General features: G+C 63.6%; 19 protein-coding genes. 10 read left to right on the top strand and 9 right to left on the bottom strand.

The genetic code is table 11. The annotated features are described in order from the left end of the window. Window positions 1–254: 254 nt before the first annotated feature. On the bottom strand, window positions 255–659 hold the full coding sequence (locus B9A11_RS05375; RefSeq protein WP_058246917.1) for a c-type cytochrome: 405 nt from the start codon (window positions 657–659) through the stop codon (window positions 255–257). 163 nt (window positions 660–822) lie between these two features. On the opposite strand from B9A11_RS05375, the gene B9A11_RS05370 reads away from it, so the two are divergent. Together B9A11_RS05370 and B9A11_RS05365 are read left to right on the top strand one after the other, a co-directional pair. After that, complete coding sequence (locus B9A11_RS05370) at window positions 823–1797, top strand: ABC transporter substrate-binding protein (protein ID WP_058246918.1); 975 nt, start codon at window positions 823–825, stop codon at window positions 1795–1797. 12 nt (window positions 1798–1809) lie between these two features. Next, a complete protein-coding gene (locus B9A11_RS05365; RefSeq protein ID WP_234988740.1) occupies window positions 1810–2433 on the top strand; it encodes an ABC transporter ATP-binding protein in 624 nt (207 codons plus the stop codon). Window positions 2434–2436: 3 nt separating this feature from the next. On the opposite strand, the gene B9A11_RS05360 is transcribed toward B9A11_RS05365, so the two are convergent. The 6 genes from B9A11_RS05360 to B9A11_RS05335 all read right to left on the bottom strand — a co-directional run bounded on the left by B9A11_RS05360 (window position 2437) and on the right by B9A11_RS05335 (window position 7390). Further along, the gene (locus B9A11_RS05360; protein ID WP_058246919.1) at window positions 2437–2970 is read right to left on the bottom strand and encodes a tetratricopeptide repeat protein; all 534 of its coding nucleotides are present in this window, start codon (window positions 2968–2970) and stop codon (window positions 2437–2439) included. Window positions 2971–3036: 66 nt separating this feature from the next. Continuing rightward, window positions 3037–3828 (bottom strand): ABC transporter permease, encoded by a 792-nt coding sequence (locus B9A11_RS05355; protein WP_058246920.1) that lies wholly within the window; start codon window positions 3826–3828, stop codon window positions 3037–3039. Beyond that, window positions 3825–4541 (bottom strand): ABC transporter ATP-binding protein, encoded by a 717-nt coding sequence (locus B9A11_RS05350; RefSeq protein WP_058246921.1) that lies wholly within the window; start codon window positions 4539–4541, stop codon window positions 3825–3827. Before B9A11_RS05350 ends, B9A11_RS05355 begins: the two co-directional genes overlap by 4 nt. 37 nt (window positions 4542–4578) lie before the next feature. Next, on the bottom strand, window positions 4579–5043 hold the full coding sequence (locus B9A11_RS05345; RefSeq protein WP_234988737.1) for a hypothetical protein: 465 nt from the start codon (window positions 5041–5043) through the stop codon (window positions 4579–4581). A 145-nt stretch (window positions 5044–5188) separates the two neighbouring features. After that, window positions 5189–6151 (bottom strand): YVTN family beta-propeller repeat protein, encoded by a 963-nt coding sequence (locus tag B9A11_RS05340; RefSeq protein ID WP_058246922.1) that lies wholly within the window; start codon window positions 6149–6151, stop codon window positions 5189–5191. A gap of 81 nt (window positions 6152–6232) precedes the next feature. Next, window positions 6233–7390 (bottom strand): ABC transporter substrate-binding protein, encoded by a 1158-nt coding sequence (locus B9A11_RS05335; protein WP_058246923.1) that lies wholly within the window; start codon window positions 7388–7390, stop codon window positions 6233–6235. 168 nt (window positions 7391–7558) lie between these two features. Here B9A11_RS05335 and pedF point away from each other — a divergent pair, with 168 nt between their 5' ends. From pedF to B9A11_RS05305, 6 genes are all read left to right on the top strand, one after another. Beyond that, a complete protein-coding gene (pedF, locus tag B9A11_RS05330; RefSeq protein ID WP_058246924.1) occupies window positions 7559–8242 on the top strand; it encodes a cytochrome c-550 PedF in 684 nt (227 codons plus the stop codon). A gap of 31 nt (window positions 8243–8273) precedes the next feature. Then, window positions 8274–9209, top strand: a complete 936-nt coding sequence (locus tag B9A11_RS05325) for a transporter substrate-binding domain-containing protein (protein WP_234988736.1) — start codon at window positions 8274–8276, stop codon at window positions 9207–9209. Between the two features lie 74 nt (window positions 9210–9283). Then, window positions 9284–9790, top strand: coding sequence for a CoxG family protein (locus B9A11_RS05320; protein ID WP_058246925.1), 507 nt, complete (start codon window positions 9284–9286; stop codon window positions 9788–9790). 40 nt (window positions 9791–9830) lie between these two features. After that, window positions 9831–10316 (top strand): (2Fe-2S)-binding protein, encoded by a 486-nt coding sequence (locus tag B9A11_RS05315; RefSeq protein ID WP_058246926.1) that lies wholly within the window; start codon window positions 9831–9833, stop codon window positions 10314–10316. 87 nt (window positions 10317–10403) lie between these two features. Then, window positions 10404–12764, top strand: coding sequence for a xanthine dehydrogenase family protein molybdopterin-binding subunit (locus B9A11_RS05310; RefSeq protein ID WP_058246927.1), 2361 nt, complete (start codon window positions 10404–10406; stop codon window positions 12762–12764). Window positions 12765–12869: 105 nt separating this feature from the next. After that, the gene (locus B9A11_RS05305) at window positions 12870–13661 is read left to right on the top strand and encodes an FAD binding domain-containing protein (RefSeq protein ID WP_058246928.1); all 792 of its coding nucleotides are present in this window, start codon (window positions 12870–12872) and stop codon (window positions 13659–13661) included. A gap of 80 nt (window positions 13662–13741) precedes the next feature. On the opposite strand, the gene B9A11_RS05300 is transcribed toward B9A11_RS05305, so the two are convergent. Then, on the bottom strand, window positions 13742–14611 hold the full coding sequence (locus B9A11_RS05300) for an FAD:protein FMN transferase (protein WP_058246929.1): 870 nt from the start codon (window positions 14609–14611) through the stop codon (window positions 13742–13744). After that, the gene (locus B9A11_RS05295) at window positions 14608–16716 is read right to left on the bottom strand and encodes a 4Fe-4S binding protein (RefSeq protein ID WP_058246930.1); all 2109 of its coding nucleotides are present in this window, start codon (window positions 16714–16716) and stop codon (window positions 14608–14610) included. The genes B9A11_RS05300 and B9A11_RS05295 overlap by 4 nt, the downstream gene beginning before the upstream one ends. Before the next feature lie 113 nt (window positions 16717–16829). Here B9A11_RS05295 and B9A11_RS05290 point away from each other — a divergent pair, with 113 nt between their 5' ends. Together B9A11_RS05290 and B9A11_RS22550 are read left to right on the top strand one after the other, a co-directional pair. Next, window positions 16830–17585, top strand: coding sequence for an ABC transporter permease (locus tag B9A11_RS05290; protein ID WP_200807280.1), 756 nt, complete (start codon window positions 16830–16832; stop codon window positions 17583–17585). 129 nt (window positions 17586–17714) lie between these two features. Next, window positions 17715–19349, top strand: a complete 1635-nt coding sequence (locus B9A11_RS22550; RefSeq protein ID WP_058246932.1) for a calcium-binding protein — start codon at window positions 17715–17717, stop codon at window positions 19347–19349. Window positions 19350–19377: the final 28 nt, after the last annotated feature.

Genomic DNA, 19377 nt, shown 5'->3' with positions numbered 1-19377 from the left:
GTAACTATACTCAGGGGGAAAGGCGGCGGTACGGGCCATAGGTCGTACTACCTCAAGGGCGTTGACAGGGGGTGGGTGATTCGAAACGCGCCGATGATTCGAGCGGATTTCACCCTAAGCTTATGAAATATAACATTTAAGTTGATGCGCCCTGCCGCAGGGGAATGCCGCAGTGCAGCACGGGCCGGGGACGCATGGCTGCCCTCAAGGGCGTAGCCCCGACGCGCGCGCCGGGGCCTGTGCGGGATGCGGGTTTACTGGTCGATGGCCGTGTTATCGCGGGTCGAAATCGACGTGAGATACGCGAGGATGAAATCCTGAACCGTGCGGTCCTTGATCCCGACGTGGCGCATCTTGGTGCCGGGCATAAAGCCGTCGTTGTCCTCCATCCAGGCGCGCAGGGCGGCGGGGGTCCAGACAATGCCCGATGCCTCGAGCGCGATGGAATAGTCGTAATCCTCGATGCTTCCGGCAGCGCGGTACAGCACGTTCTCCAGCGGCGGGCCATAGGACGGGTCCGTGGCGTCGGTGGCATGGCAGCGGCGGCAATCGGTGTCAAACAGGGACGCGCCCGCGTCGATCTTGACCTTTTCAAAGGTGTCCGCCACCGCCGGAGCAGCGGCAAGGATAAGGGCGGCGAGGGGGATCAGAGTGCGCATGGGCTCTCTCCTTTTGGTTGGATCTGGGCCAAGGCTACGCCCCGCCCACGCGCGCAGGATTGATCTGTGTCAACGGATCGCGCCGATTGCCTAGTCCAATGGTCGTATAGTGGTGCGATTTCCCGGTGATACCTTCTAGGGGAACATGAAACGGGAGGAATTCATGTCTTTCATTTCGACACTTCGCGCCGCCACGGTGGCGCTGGTTGCCACGTCGGTCGCAGCGCTTGCGGAAACCCCGGTGCTGCGCGCCGCCGTGCTGGAATACGGCACCGTCAACTGGGAACTGGACGTGATCCAGCACAATGATTTCGACGGCAAGCACGGCTTTGATCTGCAAGTTCAGGGCGTCGCTGGCGGGTCCGCGGCGCAGGTCGCCTTTCAGGGCGGTGAGGCGGATGTGATCGTCTCGGATTGGCTCTGGGTCGCGCGCCAGCGCGCCGCCGGGCATGACTTTGTCTTTGTGCCCTACAGCCGCGCCGTGGGTGCCGTGATGGTGCCGGGCGACTCGGATGCGCAATCGCTGGCCGACCTCAAGGGCGGCAAGATCGGCATCGCGGGCGGTCCGCTGGACAAAAGCTGGCTGATCCTGCGCGCCTATGCCGAACAAGAGCACGGCATGGATCTGGCCGCCGAGACGGAACAGGTCTTTGGCGCGCCGCCGCTGATCTTTAAAACCGGCCTTCAGGGCGAGCTGGATGGCGCCATCAACTTTTGGCACTTCCTGGCCAAGATGGAGGCGGGCGGGATGAAACCGCTGGTCACCGTGGAACAGGCCGCGACCGCGCTGGGGCTGGACCCGCAGACGCCGCTGCTGGGCTATGTGTTCAAGGGCGAGCTGCTGGAACAGCACCCCGAGCTGGTGCAGGGGCTCGCCGCCGCCTCGCGCGATGCCAAGGACCTGCTGGCCAGCGACGAGGCCGAATGGGATCGCCTGCGCCCGCGCATGAAGGCCAAGACCGACGCGCAGTTCGACGCGCTCAAGGCGGGCTTCCGCGCTGGCATTCCCGCGCCCGGCCCGGTGGATGAGGACGCCGCCGCCAAGATGCTCAAGCTGATGGCGGATCTCGGCGGGGCGGACCTTGTGGGCACCGCGACCGAACTGCCCGACGGCCTGTTCGTCCAGCCCGGTTCCTGAGTGGGACTGAGGTTGGTTCATACCACAGACGCTGCGCTGCCGGTGGTGGCGCGGCTCGACCTGCCGGGCGTCACCTTTGCGGGGCGTCCGGTTCTTGGGCCTGTGGGGTTTGACCTGCGCGCGGGCGAAACGGTGGCGTTGACCGGCCCGTCGGGGGTGGGAAAAACCACGCTGCTGCGCATCCTTGCGGGGTTGCAGCCCCATCGCGGCACGGTCGAGCGGCCCGATCGCCTTGGCATGGTGTTTCAGGAACCGACGCTGCTGCCGTGGCGGTCCTTGCGCGACAACCTGACCTTGCCCCTGCGCATCTCCGCGGATGCCGCCGAAGACGCCCTGACCGAGGTTGGTCTTGGCGGGCGCGGCGATGACTTTCCCCGCCAGCTCAGCCTTGGCCAGCAGCGGCGTATGGCGCTGGCCCGTGCCTTTGCCGGAGACCCCGAGCTGCTGCTGATGGACGAGCCGTTTGTCTCGCTCGACACCAAGCTGGCGGACGAGATGATGACCCTGTTCGAAGCCCTGCGCGCCCGCCGCACGGTGACCACGCTGCTGGTCACCCACGTGATGTCCGAGGCAGAGCGTCTGGCGACCCGCACCCTACGGCTGAGCGGCGCGCCCGCGACGTTGGACGCGCCGTAACGTTTAGAACAGCGGGGCGTAGCGCCAGTTGTCCGCGTCCGGCGTGACCTCGTCCAGATCGTAATCTGCCCCTTGCAGCCGTTGCGCGATCTCGAGCCCCGCTTCGGCGGCTTCATCGACCATCCGGCGGCCAAGGTCCTGATCCTGCCCAATGCCATGCCCGCGCATCAGGTTCAGACCGTGGTTGAACTTGCCCACCGGATCACCCAGTTCGGCGGCGCGGCGGTCCCATTCGGCGGAGGCATCCGGGTTATATTCACCCCCGAAGCCATTGTTTTCCATATAAGACATCCAGGTCATGGTACCCGTGTACCCGGCCTCGGCGCAGCGCAGGAACAACCGGCGCGCCTCGTCATGCTTTCCCGATTTCGTCAGCATATAGCCCGACGCGCAGGTGGTCATGCTGGTCTCGCCGCGCTCGGCTTTTTCAAGGATCGAGCCCCAGGTCAGCTCTTCTGGGTTCAGCGTGCCCAACTCGTCGGCCTGCGTTAAGACCGGCGCGCAAGCCATTGCAATCGCGAGGGTAAATGTCTTCATTGTGAATCCTCCTTGGGGGATCCTAGCACAGCTTTTGGCCGATTTCATGCCCGCTATGGTCGTAGATCAGCCCTTGCGCCGCACCAATCCGCGCGCCGGATCATAGCCCCAGATCGCCAGCGCCATGAACACAAGCGTCGCCAGCACCGTCCACAGCAACGGCCATGGCGCAATGTCCACATAGAGCGCGAAACGGATCAGCTCGACCGCATGGGTAAAGGGGTTCGCAGCGCAGATGTCGTGCAGCAGTTCCGAAGATTCTGCCATCTTCCAAAGCGGATAGAGCGCGGAGCTGAGAAAGAACATTGGGAAGATCACAAAGTTCATCACCCCGGCGAAATTCTCGAGCTGCTTGATAAAGGACGACAGAGCAAGGCCCAAAGCGCCCAGCATCAACCCCGCAAGGATCAGCGCGGGCAGCGCCGTCAGGTACCCCAAAGGCGGCAGCGTAATGTCAAAGGCCCACGCCACGGCGAGGAAGGTGTAGCATTGCAGAACCCCGATGAAGGTCGCCGCGCAAAGCTTTGAAAACAAAAGGAACCATCGGGGCAGGGGCGCTGTCAGCAAAAGCCGCATAGAGCCCATCTCGCGGTCGTAAACCAGACTAAGAGAGGACTGCATCCCATTGAAAAGTAATATCATTCCGCACAAACCGGGAACGATGTAGGTCTCGTAGGTGATATAGGTCTGATAGGGCGGCGTGATCGACAGGCCAAGGGCGGCACGAAAGCCCGCGGCAAAGACCAAAAGCCAGACCAAAGGGCGCACGAGAGCGGCAAGGAACCGTTCCCGCTGATGGAGAAAACGCAAGGCTTCTCGGGTGGTTATGGCGCGAAATGCAGGTAAATAGCGGGTCATGCGGGCGCCTGTGTCTGACTTAGGAACCAATCCTTAAGGGTTTGCGTGCCACACAGGTCCTGGGCCGGGCCGGTGGCGCGGATGCGGCCTTGGTGCAGCAGGACGACGTCGTCATCGGGCAGGACTTCGTCGGTCAGATGGGTGGCCCATAGGACGGTCAGGGCGTGATCTTGGGTCAGGTCATGCACGTGGGTTGTGATCGCCGCGCGCGCGGCGGCGTCAAGGCCCACGGTCGGCTCGTCCAGCAGCAGGACCTTGGGCTGGTGGATCAACGCGCGGGCGATCTCGGCCCGGCGACGGTGACCGCCGTTGAGGGCGCGGGCCTTTTCGTGGGCGCGCTCCAGCATCGACAGCCGGTCGAGCGCGGCGTCGATGCGGGTGCGGGCATCGCGCCCCGAAAGGCCGTGCAGGGCGGCGAAATAGGTCAGGTTCTGGCGCACGGTCAGGTCCAGATCCAGCGTCTGCTGCTGAAAGACGATGCCCATCTGCGCAAGAGCCGCGCGCGGGGCGCTTCGCAGGTCTTGGCCTGCGACCTCGATCACCCCTTGGGGCGAGGTGAACAGCCGCGTCAGCAGGCCGAACAGCGTGGATTTGCCCGCGCCGTTGGGTCCCAAAAGCGCGGTAAATTTGCCGGACCGGGCCTCGAACGTTACAGCGTCCAAGGCCCGTTTGGGCCCGTAGGAAAACGATAGGTCACTGACCTTGAGGCTCATGTCCGGCTCCGTGCGCTCTTGTGGCGCGCAGTATGGCTTATTTGATTGTGATCTCAAGCCGTTGCGTCTCTCCGGTGGAGCCGGGGACCTTGATGTAATAGCTGCCGGGCTTGATCGCGAGAAAGCCGATTTCCATCTCGCCCGCTTCGTCGAACTCGACGCTGTCAAGGCCGAGGGGTCGGATTTCGAGACCCTCGACGACGATCTCGTCGATCCAGATCGCGCGGAAGAACTCGGGGCCGACCAGCGCCAGTTCCTGGCTGCCGTCGCCTTGGATTTCGAATTCGTAATAGGTGCCGGATTTCAGCTCCCACGGGGCGTCGGCCAGCGGCATCCCGGCGGACAGGATGACCGGGGGCAGGTCTTCTTTGTTGCTGGCGGACAGGACGCCCGCCATGCCAAAGCCGTCATCATCATCGTCGTCATCGTCGGCCATGGCGCCCATGGGCAGGGCGACGGCCAAAGCGGCGATCAGGACGGATTTCATCGAAAACAAAGACATAGTTTACTCCCTTGGTGTCGTTTTCTTATGGATTGGGTCGGCAAAGTCGCCGTGGCTCCGGGGCGAAATTCGGCCCCGGGTTTCTTGGCTTTGGCGTAGAGCTGCGCCCTATATCAATTGATGGGGCGCAAAGCGGCGCCCTTGTTTAGTTGGTGGGGCGCAGGGCCGCGCCCCAGGGGAACCGGCCGACCTTGATGGATTTAATCGCCTTGCGGCTGGCGACATCGATCACTGTTACGTCGCCAGAGACGCCATTGGTGGTGAACAGCTGGGTTTTGTCGGCATTGAACGCCATATGCCAGACACGGCGGCCCACGAGGATGTAATCTTCGACTTCGTAGGTGGCGGCATTCACGACCGCCACATGGTTGGCGGGGCCAAGCGCGACAAAGGCGAATTCATCGCCGGCGGACAGTTCGAACCCAACGGGCTGGATGCGGTCGGGGTGGATGTTGGGCAGTTTGAATTCGATCTTTGCCTTTTCCGCTTGGGTGTCACGGTCGAAGACGGACAGGGTGCCGCCGATCTCGGAGGAGACCCAGAGCTCGGTCCCGTCCTTGACGAATTCGGCGTGGCGCGGGCGCGAATCCACCAGCGAGTTGGCAAAGATTTGCTGCGTTTCGGTGTCGATCCAATGGGCCATATTGGTGGTTTCCGAAGTGGTGATGGCGATCTTGCCATCGGGCGAGACGGCCATGCCTTCGGGTTCGATGCCGACGTCGATCTGGGCGACAACGGTGCGGGTCTGGGTGTCGACCACGGTGGTGATCGCGTCGTCTTCGTTGGCAATATAGAGGTGGCGGTCATCGGGGTGCAGGACGAACTGCTCGGGGTCTTCGCCGGACGGCAGGTCGTGCAGGATTTCGCCGGTGGCCGGGTCCATGACCTGCACCGCGTCGCTGTCCGACGCACAGATATAAACGCGCGAGAAATCGTGGCTGAAGGTGATGCCGCGCGGGCGCTCGCCGGTGGGGTAGGTTTTGATGACTTCGAGGGTGTCTACGTCGATGACGCTGATGGTGTCGTCTTTTTCATTGGTGACCCAGATTTCGTCCGCATATGCGGGGGTCATGAGCAAGAGCGTGGCGAGGGCGGTGGTCAGTTTCATCGGTTTGTCCTTGTGGAGAGGGCGGGTGCGAGGGGCGCTGCCCCTCGTGCTCCCCGGGATATTTGTAAAGAGAAGAAGGGCTTAGTCGAAGGCGGAGCAGGCGCTTTCGGGTTTGTCCAGCCCCAGGGTGTCCAGTTCGCTCCGCTGGTGGAGGAAGCCGTCGAGGGGGGCTTGGGCCACCAGGGCGGCGCGTGAGGTCAGCGGCATGGGTTGGCGCAGCTGGCCGTTCCATGTGCGGAAGGTCTGCGGGCGGCCCTTGAAACCGGCCAGTTCGAAGTCGGGCCCGAGGATGTAGCTGCGCAAGGTGGCCGTGTCGGCGGATTTGGTGCGGGTGACCGCCTCGCCAAGCGTGCGGATGGCGGCCCAAGCGGCGTAGTCCACGTCTTGCATGTCGCGGCCTGTCAGGTCGTGGAAGCGCGACTGGAGCTGGGCTGCGCCCCATTGTTCCACGACGCGGTCCCAGGCGTGGGCGGTGAGCCCTTCGGCGCCGGCGACGGGGCGGGGGTGCCACGTGTTATAGGGGATGTAGCGGGCGAAGTCGTTGGCCTCATCGGCGACCAGCAGCACGTCGTAGTCGCCCAGATCTTGGGTGAACAGCGGCACCTCTTGGGCGGCGTTGCGGCGCATGTCGGCGTCAAAGGCCCAGGTTTTGCGTTTGCCGATTTTCAGGCCGAATTTCGTGGCGGAGCGGTCAAGGGCATCGGCAAAGGCGACATCGCCGGGCGCTTCGCCGGTGATCATGGCGATGTCGGTCCAGCGGCGTTTGACAAAGAACTGCATGAGCGCGTCGGCCTTCATGGCGCGCGAGGGCAGGGTGTGCAGCAGGTTCGCCCGGCAGGCGTCGTCGCGCAGGGCGTTGTCGGCATTGGCGACGTTGAACAGCAGGGCGTTGGGCGCAAGGTCAGCGGCGGCGGTCAGCTGCTCGGCGGGGGCATCCAGCAGCATGAGGTCGGTCTTGGCCAGCGCGTCCTGCATGGCGGCGAGGTAATCGCCCCCCTCGGGGACCGTGACGATCTCTAAGGCCCAGTTTTGGCCCATGAATTTGCCGGTGGTGGCGTTGTCTTGCAGCGCCAGTTCCGCGCCGCGCTGCCCCAGATCCCCCGGGATCGGGTCAAGGTTGGACAGGGTCGGGGGCGGCGGCACATCCTGCCGCAGATAGACCACCGAGATGTCCTGTGCCGCCAGTGGCGATGCCGCAATCATCCCGGCAACCACAACAGGTAAAAAAAATTCACGCATAATGTTCCTCCCCTCGGGCACGGTATTGGTTGGGCGCGCAGGCTCAATACGACCATGGTCTGCAATTGCGACAAACCGTCCCCACGAAAGTCCAATAGAGCGCGCCTGCGCCATGTCTTAGAGAGGAGGGCGACGAATAGGACACCCAAACTTGGGAGGAGACCCAAAATGAAAAAGCTTATGCTGACGACCGTGTTGTGTGCCGTTCCCGCGCTGGTTTTTGCGCATGGTGATGTGGCCCCGCAGGCGGTGGACACCGCTGGCCTGCCCGCCGTGGGCGAGGAATGGCTGACCGAGAACCCCTATCGCGCCGAGGAAGTGGGCGAGGAAACCTGGGCGCGGGCGGTGGAAATCGGCTCTTCGGGCTACAACCAGAACTGCGCGCGCTGCCACGGGCTGGAGGTGATCTCGGGCGGTCTGGCCCCTGATCTGCGCTTCCTCGAGGCCGAGGAATACGGCGATGAGTGGTATGTCGAGCGCTTCCGCTATGGCTACACCCAGAACGGCATCACCAAGATGCCCGCGTTCGGCGAGCTGTTGGGCCAAGAGGCCGCCTGGGCGATCCGCACCTACATCGAGACCCGCCCGGACGACGATTCCATGGCCGAGGTTGCGGGTGAGCTGGCCGCGATCCGCGATGAGCTGAAGGCCGCCTCGGAGGATGCGGCAGGGCACGACGCGGATGCGCTTCAGGCCCGTCTGGCCGAAATCGCGGCGGGGATTGAGACCGTATCCGGCGCGCCGGTGGCGGATTCGGCGGCATCGCGTGCTGCAAAACTGCTCGATGGCACCCATGAGGGCTATGTCAAAGCCGCCGAGGCATTGACCATCGGTCTTTCGGCTGCACACTAAGCCGAAAACCAGCGGGGGGAGGCGCTTTGGCATGAACGGTATGGTGAATTACTTTCGGGTGAAACTGCGGGGGGCGCGGACGCTCCTCCCCGTCGCGGCCCTGAGCTTTGCCTGTGCTGTACCGGCCTTTGCCGCCGACCCTTGCGCGGATTATGTCCCCCAGCCCAAGCCGCAGAACGCGGGCCGTGACATTGTCGGGCAGGACATCGACCAGATCCGCGAGCGGGGGTATATGACCTTTGCCCTGTATGACGACTATCCGCCGTATTCCTTTGAGGAGGGCGGCCAGATCAAAGGCATCGACGTCGAGATCGCCAAGCTGGTGGCCGAATTCATCGGCGTCGACGCGCAGTTCAAGCTGGTGGCGGCGGGCGAAAACCTAGAGGCCGATCTGCGCAACAACATCTGGAAGGGGCCCGTCGTTGGCGGCGCCGTGTCCAACGTGATGATGCGCATCCCCTATGACAGCAGCTTTAAATGCCGCACCGAACAGGTGGTCTATCCCGGCCAATACCAAGAGGAGCGCATCGCCATTGCCTACCGCGAAAGCGAATACCCCGAGGACAAGCCCGTTCCGGCCTATTTCCGCTTTGACACCGTCGCGGTCGAGAACGATTCGATCTCGGATTTCTACCTGACGGGCTTTGCCGGTGGGCAGACCGCCGCGGGCGTGCGCCGTTATCCGTCCATGAAAGAGGCGATGGAGGCCCTCAACGCAGGGGAAACCATGGCCGCCATGGGTCCGCTGGCGCAGCTGGAATACTTCGCTGGTGAGGGCGTGGGCATCCACGAGCCGCCGCTGGCGGGCCTTGCCAAGTCGAAATGGCCGCTGGGGATGGCGTCGCATTTCGCCTATCGCGGCCTTTACTATGACATTGGCGACGCCATTTCGGCGGGCCTGTCGGATGGCCGCATCGCCCAGATTTTCGCGGACTTCGGTCTGACTCACAATCCGCCACAATGGTGAACTAAGCCATTGGTCTAATATGCCCCTGGGGCAAGACGCGCCTAGGCTGCAAGAAGAACGAGAGGACTAAACCTATGCAAATGAGCGATTCCCGCACGATCAAGGCTCCGCAGGACGTGGTGTTTGCGGCGATCTTGAACCCCGAGATCCTCAAGCAGTGCGTTCCCGGCTGCACCGAGATGTCCGGCAGCGCCGAAGAAGGCTTTGAAGCGACCGTCGTGCAAAAGGTTGGCCCGGTGAAGGCGACCTTCAAGGGCGCGGTGCAACTGTCCGACGTGGACGCGCCGAATTCGGTCACGCTGTCCGGCGAAGGCAAGGGCGGCGCGGCAGGCTTTGCCAAGGGCGGCGCGAACGTCAAGCTGGAGGCCGTCGAAGAAGGCACCCTGCTGACCTACGAAGTCGAAGCCAAGGTCGGCGGCAAGCTGGCCCAGCTGGGCAGCCGCATCATCGACGGTTTCGCGAAAAAGATGGCGGACCAGTTCTTTGCCAACTTCCAGGAGGCGGTCGAAGGCCCGTCCGAAGAAGGCGAGACCGCCGAAGAAGCCCCGAAAAAGGGCTGGTTCAAAAAGATTACCGGCTAAGACCGGATCACGCATTTAGATCATTCCAGGGAGGATTGAGATGGCAGAAGTAACGATGAAGGTGAACGGCAAAACCGTCACCAAGTCGGTCAAGGGCAACACGCTCATGGTGGAGTTTCTCCGCGAAGAGCTGCGTCTGACCGGCACCCACGTGGGTTGCGACACCTCGCAGTGCGGCGCTTGCACCATCCATGTGAACGGCAAGCAGGTCAAAGCCTGCACCATGTTCGCCGGTGAAGCCGACGGCGCAGAGGTGTCCACCATCGAAGGTCAGGCGGCCCCCGACGGCACGCTCAACGCCATTCAGCAGGCGTTCCAGGACCACCACGGCCTGCAGTGCGGGTTCTGCACCCCCGGCATGGTGATGGCGGCGGCGTCCTTGCTCAAGGACAACCCCAAGCCCACCGAAGCCGAAGTGCGTCACCACCTCGAAGGCAACATCTGCCGCTGCACCGGCTACCACAACATCGTCAAGGCGATCATGGCAGCCAGCGGTCAGGATGTATCCGGCATCGCCGCCGAATAATCCGATTTCTTTCAGGGCGGCACGACCCGCCCAGAGCAACAGATTTTAGGGCGGACTTTGTTCCGCACCCCCTAGGGAGGACTTGAAATGCCGAAAGACAATGGCATTGGCGCAAGCCCGAAGCGTCGCGAGGACGTACGCTTTTTGACCGGCGCCGGTCAGTACACCGACGACATCAACGTGCACGGCCAGACCTATGTGCACTTCCTGCGCTCTGACGTGGCGCATGGCACCATCAACAAGATCGACACCGCCGCCGCATCCGAGATGCCGGGCGTGGTGCGCATCTTTACCGGTGCTGACTTTGAAGGCGTGGGCGGTCTGCCCTGCGGCTGGCAGGTCACCGACAAGGACGGCAACCCGATGAAAGAGCCGGCCCACCCGGTTCTGGCACAGGGCAAGGTCCGTCACGTCGGTGACCCCATTGCCGCCATCGTGGCCGAAAGCCTTGAAGAAGCGCGCAACGCCGCCGAAGCGATCGAGCTGGACATCGACGAACTGCCCGCAGCCGTTGACATGAAAGCCGCGCTGCAAGCGGGCGCACCGCTGGTCCACGACGATCTGGGCGACAACCTGTGCTACGACTGGCAGTTCGGCACCGACACCGAGACCGTCGACAAGGCATTCGCCGAAGCCGCCCACGTCACCACGCTGGAGCTGCGCAACAACCGTCTGGTCGCGAACCCGATGGAGCCGCGCGTTGCCGTGGGTGACTATGCCCGTGCCAACGACGAGTCGACGCTCTACACCACCTCGCAGAACCCGCACGTGATCCGTCTGCTGATGGGTGCATTTGTTCTGGGCATCCCCGAGCACAAGCTGCGCGTTGTGGCACCGGACGTCGGCGGCGGCTTTGGCACCAAGATCTTCCACTATGCGGAAGAAGCCTTTGTGACCTTTGCGTCGCGTCAGCTGAACCGCCCGGTCAAGTGGACCTCGACCCGCTCCGAAGCCTTCATGTCGGACGCACATGGCCGTGACCACGTCACCACCATCCAGCTGGCGCTGGACGCGGATAACAACTTTACCGCGCTGCGCACCGACACCCACGCCAACATGGGCGCGTATCTGTCGACCTTTGCGTCCTGTACGCCGACCTGGCTGCACGGCACGCTGATGGCCGGCAACTACAAGACCCCGGCGGTTCAGGTGAACGTCAAGGCTGTCTTCACCAACACCGTTCCGGTTGACGCCTACCGTGGCGCGGGCCGCCCCGAGGCGACCTTCTCGCTCGAGCGTCTGGTGGACAAGGCCGCGCGTGAGCTGGGCGTTGACCCGGTTGCCCTGCGTCGCCAGAACTTCATCACCCAGTTCCCCTACGCGACCCCGGTTGCGGTGGAGTACGACACCGGTGATTACAACGCGACCATGGACACCCTCGAAAAGATGGTGGATCGCGCTGGTTTCGAAGAGCGCCGCAAAGAGGCTGCCGCGCGCGGCAAGCTGCGCGGTCTGGGCGTGAACTGCTACATTGAGGCTTGCGGCATCGCGCCGTCGAACCTTGTGGGGCAGCTGGGCGCACGCGCCGGTCTGTACGACGCGGCGACGGTGCGTGTGAACGCCACCGGCTCGATCTCGGTGATGGTGGGTGCACATTCGCACGGCCAGGGCCACGAGACCGTGTTCCCGCAGGTTGTCGCGGAAATGCTCGGCATCGACGAGAGCATGGTGGACATCGTCCACGGTGACACCTCCAAGATCCCCTTCGGCATGGGCACCTACGGCTCGCGTTCGCTGGCGGTTTGCGGCTCGGCGATGGTGCGCGCAACCGAGAAGATCATCAACAAGGCCAAGAAGATCGCGGCCCACCTGCTCGAAGCCTCCGAAGGCGACATCGAGCTGAAAGATGGTCAGTTCTCGGTGGCAGGCACGGACAAATCCGTGGCTTGGGGCGACGTGACGCTGGCGGCCTATGTGCCCCACAACTACCCGCTCGAAGACATCGAACCGGGCCTCGAAGAGACCGCGTTCTACGACCCGGCCAACTTCACCTACCCCTCGGGCGCCTATGCCTGTGAGCTCGAAGTCGACCCGGAGACCGGCAAGATCGAGATCATCCAGTTCGCCGCCGCCGATGACTTTGGCAACGTTGTGAACCCGATGATCGTCGAAGGTCAGGTCCACGGTGGTCTGGCCCAGGGTATCGGTCAGGCGATGCTGGAAAACTGCGCCTACGACGAGAACGGCCAGCTGCTGAGCGCATCCTACATGGATTACGCGATGCCGCGCGCCTCGGACGTGCCTTTCTACAAGGTCGACCACTCGAACGTGACGCCGTGCACCCACAACCCGCTTGGGGTCAAGGGCTGCGGCGAGGCCGGGGCCATCGGTTCCCCGCCCGCCCTGGTGAACGCGGTTCTCGATGCGCTGAACGGCGGCGGCTACGATGTGGCACACATCGACATGCCCATGTCCCCGTCGCGCGTCTGGCAGGCGATGCAAGGCTAAATCAGACCGTTCGGGGGGCCTGTGCTGGCTCCCCGGATCACCCTGAGGATATTTTTGGCCCGAGACCGCCGGACAAGGCGGGAGAGGGCCGAGGAGGAAACGAGAATGTATTCTTTTGACTTTGAGCGTCCGACCACTGTCGCCGATGCCGTCGCAGCCCTTTCGAAAGAAGAGGCACAGGCGCTGGGTGGCGGTCAGACCCTGATCCCCACGCTGAAACAGCGTCTGGCGTCTCCGTCCGTGCTGGTCAGCCTGTCCGCGATCGAAGAGATCAAAGGCGTGTGCAATGACGGCGGTGTGCTGAACATTGGTGGCGGCACCTGCCATGCGGATGTGGCCGCAGCGGCGGCGTCGGACTTCCCGGCGCTGGCGAAACTGGCGGGCAATATCGGTGACCCGGCGGTCCGCAGCCGCGGCACCATCGGCGGCTCGCTGGCCAACAACGACCCGTCGGCGTGCTATCCGTCGGCGGCCCTCGGCACCGGCGCGACCATCGTGACCAACACCCGCGAGATCGCCGCTGACGACTATTTCCAGGGCATGTTCACCACCGCCTTGGAAGAAGGTGAGATCATCACCGCCGTCAAGATGCCGATCCCGGAAAAGGCCGCCTACATCAAGTTCGAGCAGCCCGCATCGCGCTTCTCGCTGGTTGGCGTGTTTGTCACCAAGGGCGCAGACGGTGTCCGCGTGGCGGTTACCGGCGCCTCCGAAGACGGCGTGTTCCGCTGGACCGAAGCTGAAGTCGCGCTGAACGGCAACTTTGACGCGTCCGCTTTGGACGGTCTGTCGGTGTCGGGCGACGGCATGATCTCTGATCTGCACGGCTCGGGCGACTACCGCGCGCATCTGGTGGCGGTTCTGACCAAGCGGGCGGTGACCGAAGCCAACGGCTAAGGTTTAGGACCCGTTCCATAAAGATGACCCCCGGTTTTTGGCCGGGGGTTATTTTTTGGATATTTATAAAGAGAAGAAGCTTAGAGCGTGGTGAGCTTGCCCTCGGCGTCGATCACTGTGACGCGGCTGAGGCGTGCTTTGGTTTTGAGCTGTGCCAGTTGGTTTGCGGTCATAAAGACGGCGGCGGTCGAGAGGGCGTCGGCCAGCGTGGCGCTGGGGCCTTGAAGGCTGACGGTGGCCCACAGCGGCGTTTGGCCCGCTGGCCCGAGGATGTGGGTTTCGCTGCCAAGGCGCAGGGCCCCGGGGCTGGAGGTGGCGATGGCTTGGTTTGTCAGCGTGGTGTGGCCCATGTGGCCGTGGGTCGGATCGGACAGGCCAAGGCGGTAGGGGCCGCCGAGGGCTGCGTATTCGCCGATGTTGATCAGCGCCTTGGTGAAGCCTGCGGATGTGAGATGGGCCTTGATCGCGTCCGTGACAAAGCCCTGCGCGATGCCGTTGAAGGTCAGTTGCTGGCCGGGAGCGAGGTGGATGCTGTTTGCGTCGCTGGTGACACGGTGCAAGCCGATAAGCTTGCGCGCGGGTGCCGGGTCTGCGCCGGTGGCGAGCGCTTGCCAGAGCGGTTGGACCGTGGGGTCGAAGAGGCCGTTTGTCAGGGCGTGGGCCTCGCGCGCGGCCTCCAGCAGGGCGGTCATCTCGGGCGCAGGGGTGATCTGGCCCGTGGCGTTGAGGCGCGTGAGGTCAGAGCCGTCGCGGTAGAGGCTGAAGAGGGTCTCAAAGTGGCCCAGCGCCTTGGGGATGTCGGCCAGCGCCTGTGCCGTGGCCTCGCGCGGGCCGGACAGGGTGACGCTGACCTCGGCCCCGAGGGCGCGGCCCGTCCATGTGCTGGCCTGCGCCACATGCGGCGCGCAGGCGAAGGCGGCGGAAAGCGTCAGGAAGCGGCGGCGGTTCATGTGGCGGTCCCCTCGTTGGGATGGCCCGTGCGGCGCGCGGCGCGCGTGGCGGCCCGGTTTTTCAGCACCAGCGGCACGCATTGGGTGTCGTCATCGTGGATCGTCACACAGTCAAGGCACTGGAAACATTCGTCGTATTGGATGTCACCGGTCTTGCGGATGGCGCCGTAGTTGCATTTGACCGCACAAAGCTGGCAGGGCGAGCCGCACTCGACACGGCGGGGAATCCAGCGGCGCAGGCGCAAAGCCCCACCGATGGCCATCAGCGCGCCAAGGGGGCAGACGTAGCGGCAAAAGCCTTTGAACGTGACGGTGGCGAGGATCAACCAAAAGGCCGCGTAGGCGACGTAGTACCATTCGCGAATAAAGAAAGTGGTGATGGCGGTTTTGAAGGGCTCGATCTCGGCGGCTTTGTCCATGTGCTCGGGGCGGATCACGGTCACCGCGATCAGGCCGACCAGCGCCACGTATTTGAGTTTTTTCAGCCGTTGGTCCCACAGGCGCGACGGTTCGATGCGCGGCAGGCGCAGCAGGCGGCCAAGGTGGTGGGCGAACTCTTGGAGCGCGCCAAAGGGGCAGAGCCAGCCGCAGAACAGCCCGCGCCCCCAGAGGACGAACCCGAGGATCACCACCGCCCAGATCAGCAGCGAAAACGGGTCATAAAGCAAAAACGCATAGGCGTTGGTGGTTAGCGCGGTTTGCAGCGTCGCCAGCGGGGTGACGATGGACAGCTGCCCCTGGCCCCACCAGCCGATGAACCCTATGACCACCGCAAGGATGCTCAGCCGCACGGGGGTGTAAGAGCGCAATCCGGCGAGGCGGCTTTGCGCGAAGAGCAGCGTGGGCACCAGCAGGCCAAGGAAGACCGCCAGCACGATCAGGTCCGATTGGCGGTTGCGAATGGCTTCCTCGAAGGGCGAGAGGCGTTCAACCACGCCGGGGCGGGTGTAAAACCGCTCATCGGTGCCAACGGTGGCGGTCAGGGTGACCGAGCCGACCTCGGGCTGGAACATGCCGTGTTCGCGGATGGCTTTGATGTGGATGTCCCACGGCGAGGCCGGGTCAAAGCCCAGACGCCGGTCGGTGCGCAGGATCATCGCGGTGCCGTCGTACCACGCCTCCGGCACCCCGTCCGCAAGGTCAAAGATCAGGTCCGCATCGCGCACCGCCACCGGAAAGCCGTTCTGTTCAACGCCCACCCAGTCGGGCGCGGTATTGCGCACGAAATCGGGGCTGACGAGGCCATGGCGCGCGGTTTCCACCACGAGGATCGGCTCGTCAAAGGTCGAGATCGACATGAAGTGATCCAGCTCGGCAAGGCTGTCTGGACTCAGCAAGGCGCGGGCGATGCTGCGCGGGCCAAGGTCCGCCACCCACAGGTCGAGGTAGGTCTCGGACGGGTAATCGGTCGCCTCCGGGTCGTCGTCTTCCCACGTGGTGCCGGCGAATTTCGCGTTCACCTCGGCGTTGGTGACGGTCAGGCGGGTCAGCAGGCCTTGGTCGATGAGATCGTCAAAGGTCAGGTCTTCGTCCACCTCAAGGTTCGGAAAGGCGGGCGGGCCGCTTGCCACGCCGCCCATCTTTTCACGCGCAACTTGCAGCGCGGCGGCTAGGATCGACTCGTGGGCGATGCGCACGCTGGCCGTCGCCTTGGTCACGCCATCGAGGTACACCAGCCCCGACCCGTCAGCGCCGCCGCCGTAGGGCGTGCCGACCACCATGGGCGCGCTGATCGAATGGCCCCGGTATTGCTCCATAAAGGCGTGAAAGGGCGCTTGGCCCAGCCCCGAGACAAAGATCGGCTCGTTATGGTCCACCAGTTGGACGTCCAGGAAACGCCCTTCGAGGTCGAGCACCACAAGCATGTTGATCGGCGCGCCGGAAAAGCCGGGCAGGGGTGCCATGGGTTCGGTCTGAAAGACATAGCCTGCGTGGGCGTCGCCCGAATTGAGCAGCTCATAGACGCCATTTTCGGAGATCCGCTCGCCCAGGGACATGGGCGCAAAGATGCGCGCGGCCATCTCCTCTTCGGTGATGGTCTCGGCCCAAAGGCCTGCGGCACTGGCAAGCCAGAGCATCGCAGCGATCAGAAAACGTTCTCCCATGGGCGCACATTATCAGCGCGCCGCATTCGGGGAATGCGACCTTGGTGGGGGGCAAGGGGGCTTGCCTGCGGGTGCGTGCTGGGGTGATCTGTGGCAAGGAGGAGACGGGGATGATGGCAGGCAAGCCTTCGCGCGCGGTGACGGCGCTTTCGCTGCTGGGGCTGCTGGCGTTTTGGACGCTGGCGGCGTGGCTGTCTGCGGATGCGTCCGTCTTGCCTGGCCCGGTCGAGGTGGCCGGGGTGATCGCCCGTGAGGCGGCCAGCGGCAAGCTGTGGTTCCACATGGGCTGGACGCTGTGGCGCGTGGTCTGGGCCTTTGCCCTGGCCATGGGGATCGGCTGTGCGCTGGGGCTGGTGCTGGGGCTGTCGCCGCGGCTGAACACCTGGGCCGACCCTTGGGTGACGGTGATGCTGAACCTGCCCGCGTTGGTGATCATTGTGCTGTGCTACCTGTGGATTGGCCTCAATGAGGTTGCCGCCATCACCGCCGTGGCGCTGAACAAGACCGCCATGGTCACGGTCACCATCCGCGAAGGCGTGCGCGCGCTGGACAAGGGAGTCGCGGACATGGCGCAGGTCTACCGGATGGGCTTGTGGGCGCGGCTGCGGCACGTGATCTGGCCGCAGCTTGGTCCCTTTGTGGCCGCCAGCACCCGCAACGGCCTTGCGGTGATCTGGAAGATCGTTCTGGTGGTCGAGTTCCTGGGCCGCGGCAACGGTGTTGGCTTTCAGATCCACCTGTATTTCCAGCTGTTCGACACGGCCACGGTGCTGGCCTACGCCCTCAGCTTTACCGCCGTGATGCTGCTGATCGAGTACCTGATCGTGCAGCGCTGGGAACGGCAGGCGAGCGCCTGGCGCACGGCTTGAGGCACCTCCCCAGGGTCAGGTATCCCTGCCTTGTTTCCCGCATTTCGAAAGCGCAGGCTCTTGGCATGTTTTGATAATGGTTTTGGCTTGGCCGAACAGGCGCCGGGTTGATTGACATGGGGACCTGCAATGGCGCTGATTTATGGAACCTCCGGCAATGATGTGATCTACGACACCGCCGATACGGATCAAATCGCGGACCTGGATGGAAATGACACCGTCGTCCTTGCCGCCAATGACAGATTGCTGGACACGATCACTCTGGGCGCCGGCGATGATCTGGTGATTGTCGAAGAGGGCACGGGCGCTGCCGAAATAAGATTGGCCATATCAGGGGGCAACGACACCATTATCGGCAATGAGGTCGATGATGTGTCCGTCGAGATGTGGTTGGCGTCGTTTGACAAAAGCGTGACGGTCGATCTTGCCCGGATGGAGGTGTCCACAGATATCCGGACCATCGCCTTCGAGGGTCTGTCCACCTTGCGTTTCGAAGACATGTCCCTGCCGGTTTTGGGGATTTACGTGGATGGCCGGGGCTTTGCGCAAGACCGGGGGCTGCTTTCGGTCTTTACCGGCGAAGGGGCCGACACCGTTGTGATGGGCAGCGCGGATCTGTTCGCCAACCTGCGCGAGGGCGATGATCTTGCGATTTTTGACGAGGCTGCGGGCACCGTGGCGGGCGGGGATGGCGATGACATCGTTGATTTCAGCCAACTCCGCAGCAGCATCGCGCTGGATGTGACCACCGGCAAAGGCACGTCGGACGGACAGATGTTTCAGGCGCAAGGGTTCGAGACGGTCCACGGCACCGGCTTCGACGATCTGATGACCGCGTCCGACACCACTCAAGATGTCACGCTGGATGGCGGTACGGGCGATGACAGCCTCGAAGGCAGCTATGGCGATGACGGTTTGTACGGCGGTGTGGGTGACGATCTTTTGCAGGCGGGCAAAGGCGACGATGTCCTGAGCGGCGGCGCAGGCGACGATACGATGCTCGGCGGCGACGGTCTTGATCGCGCCACCTACGAAGACGCGGCCGGACGGATAACGGTGAACCTGTCCGAAACCGGGGCGCAGTTCACCGGCGCCGCCGGGTGGGATACGTTGATCGACATCGAAAACATCGACGGCAGCGACGTGTATGGCGACCGCCTGATCGGGTCGACCGGGGACAATATGCTCAGGGGGTTCGATGGGAACAACGCGCTGTTTGGACTGGGCGGGGCCGACACTTTGCTGGGCGGGCGCCATAGCGATACGCTGTACGGCGGTGATGGGCAGGACCGGCTTTTTGCGCTCGGTGGCCGCGATCTTTTGGACGGCGGCGCGGCGGCCGACATGCTCTGGGGATTGGGCGGCGCGGATACCCTGAGAGGTGGCACTGGCAGCGACACGCTGGTTGGTGGGGGCGGCCAGGACATCCTGATCGGAGGAACCGTCAGCGGTCGTGTCTTTGCGGGCGACGGCCAGGCGGATGTGTTCGAGTTCCAATCCCTGAGGGACAGCCGGGTCGGATCAACGCACGACATCATCCGGGATTTCGAAGTGGCCCACGACGTGATCTTTCTCAACGGGATTGGGGCTGTGAGCTTTGTGGGCGGGACAAGCGGTTTTTCCGGCGCGGCCGGAGATGTCTTCTCCAAGCTGATGACGGACCATACCCTTGTATGGCTGGACATTAACGGCGATCACGACGCGGACTTCGAAATCCGTCTGGACGGGTTGCACGTCCTGACGGCGGCGAATTTCGATTTCTAAATGTGCGCCTGGCGCATGGCTTGAGCCG

Source organism: Tropicibacter naphthalenivorans (assembly GCF_900176475.1).
Taxonomy (GTDB): Bacteria; Pseudomonadota; Alphaproteobacteria; order Rhodobacterales; family Rhodobacteraceae; genus Tropicibacter; species Tropicibacter naphthalenivorans.
The sequence above is the reverse complement of the archived record's forward strand: the minus strand, read 5'-3'. Positions and strand labels throughout refer to the sequence as shown.

What these genes read in the sequence shown, in the direction of transcription:
- B9A11_RS05375 (WP_058246917.1), bottom strand. Translation starts at nt 659, where the DNA reads ATGCGCACTCTGATCCCCCTCGCCGCCCTTATCCTTGCCGCTGCTCCG.
- B9A11_RS05370 (WP_058246918.1), top strand. Translation starts at nt 823, where the DNA reads ATGTCTTTCATTTCGACACTTCGCGCCGCCACGGTGGCGCTGGTTGCC.
- B9A11_RS05360 (WP_058246919.1), bottom strand. Translation starts at nt 2,970, where the DNA reads ATGAAGACATTTACCCTCGCGATTGCAATGGCTTGCGCGCCGGTCTTA.
- B9A11_RS05355 (WP_058246920.1), bottom strand. Translation starts at nt 3,828, where the DNA reads ATGACCCGCTATTTACCTGCATTTCGCGCCATAACCACCCGAGAAGCC.
- B9A11_RS05350 (WP_058246921.1), bottom strand. Translation starts at nt 4,541, where the DNA reads ATGAGCCTCAAGGTCAGTGACCTATCGTTTTCCTACGGGCCCAAACGG.
- B9A11_RS05345 (WP_234988737.1), bottom strand. Translation starts at nt 5,043, where the DNA reads ATGTCTTTGTTTTCGATGAAATCCGTCCTGATCGCCGCTTTGGCCGTC.
- B9A11_RS05340 (WP_058246922.1), bottom strand. Translation starts at nt 6,151, where the DNA reads ATGAAACTGACCACCGCCCTCGCCACGCTCTTGCTCATGACCCCCGCA.
- B9A11_RS05335 (WP_058246923.1), bottom strand. Translation starts at nt 7,390, where the DNA reads ATGCGTGAATTTTTTTTACCTGTTGTGGTTGCCGGGATGATTGCGGCA.
- pedF (WP_058246924.1), top strand. Translation starts at nt 7,559, where the DNA reads ATGAAAAAGCTTATGCTGACGACCGTGTTGTGTGCCGTTCCCGCGCTG.
- B9A11_RS05325 (WP_234988736.1), top strand. Translation starts at nt 8,274, where the DNA reads ATGAACGGTATGGTGAATTACTTTCGGGTGAAACTGCGGGGGGCGCGG.
- B9A11_RS05320 (WP_058246925.1), top strand. Translation starts at nt 9,284, where the DNA reads ATGCAAATGAGCGATTCCCGCACGATCAAGGCTCCGCAGGACGTGGTG.
- B9A11_RS05315 (WP_058246926.1), top strand. Translation starts at nt 9,831, where the DNA reads ATGGCAGAAGTAACGATGAAGGTGAACGGCAAAACCGTCACCAAGTCG.
- B9A11_RS05310 (WP_058246927.1), top strand. Translation starts at nt 10,404, where the DNA reads ATGCCGAAAGACAATGGCATTGGCGCAAGCCCGAAGCGTCGCGAGGAC.
- B9A11_RS05305 (WP_058246928.1), top strand. Translation starts at nt 12,870, where the DNA reads ATGTATTCTTTTGACTTTGAGCGTCCGACCACTGTCGCCGATGCCGTC.
- B9A11_RS05300 (WP_058246929.1), bottom strand. Translation starts at nt 14,611, where the DNA reads ATGAACCGCCGCCGCTTCCTGACGCTTTCCGCCGCCTTCGCCTGCGCG.
- B9A11_RS05295 (WP_058246930.1), bottom strand. Translation starts at nt 16,716, where the DNA reads ATGGGAGAACGTTTTCTGATCGCTGCGATGCTCTGGCTTGCCAGTGCC.
- B9A11_RS05290 (WP_200807280.1), top strand. Translation starts at nt 16,830, where the DNA reads ATGGCAGGCAAGCCTTCGCGCGCGGTGACGGCGCTTTCGCTGCTGGGG.
- B9A11_RS22550 (WP_058246932.1), top strand. Translation starts at nt 17,715, where the DNA reads ATGGCGCTGATTTATGGAACCTCCGGCAATGATGTGATCTACGACACC.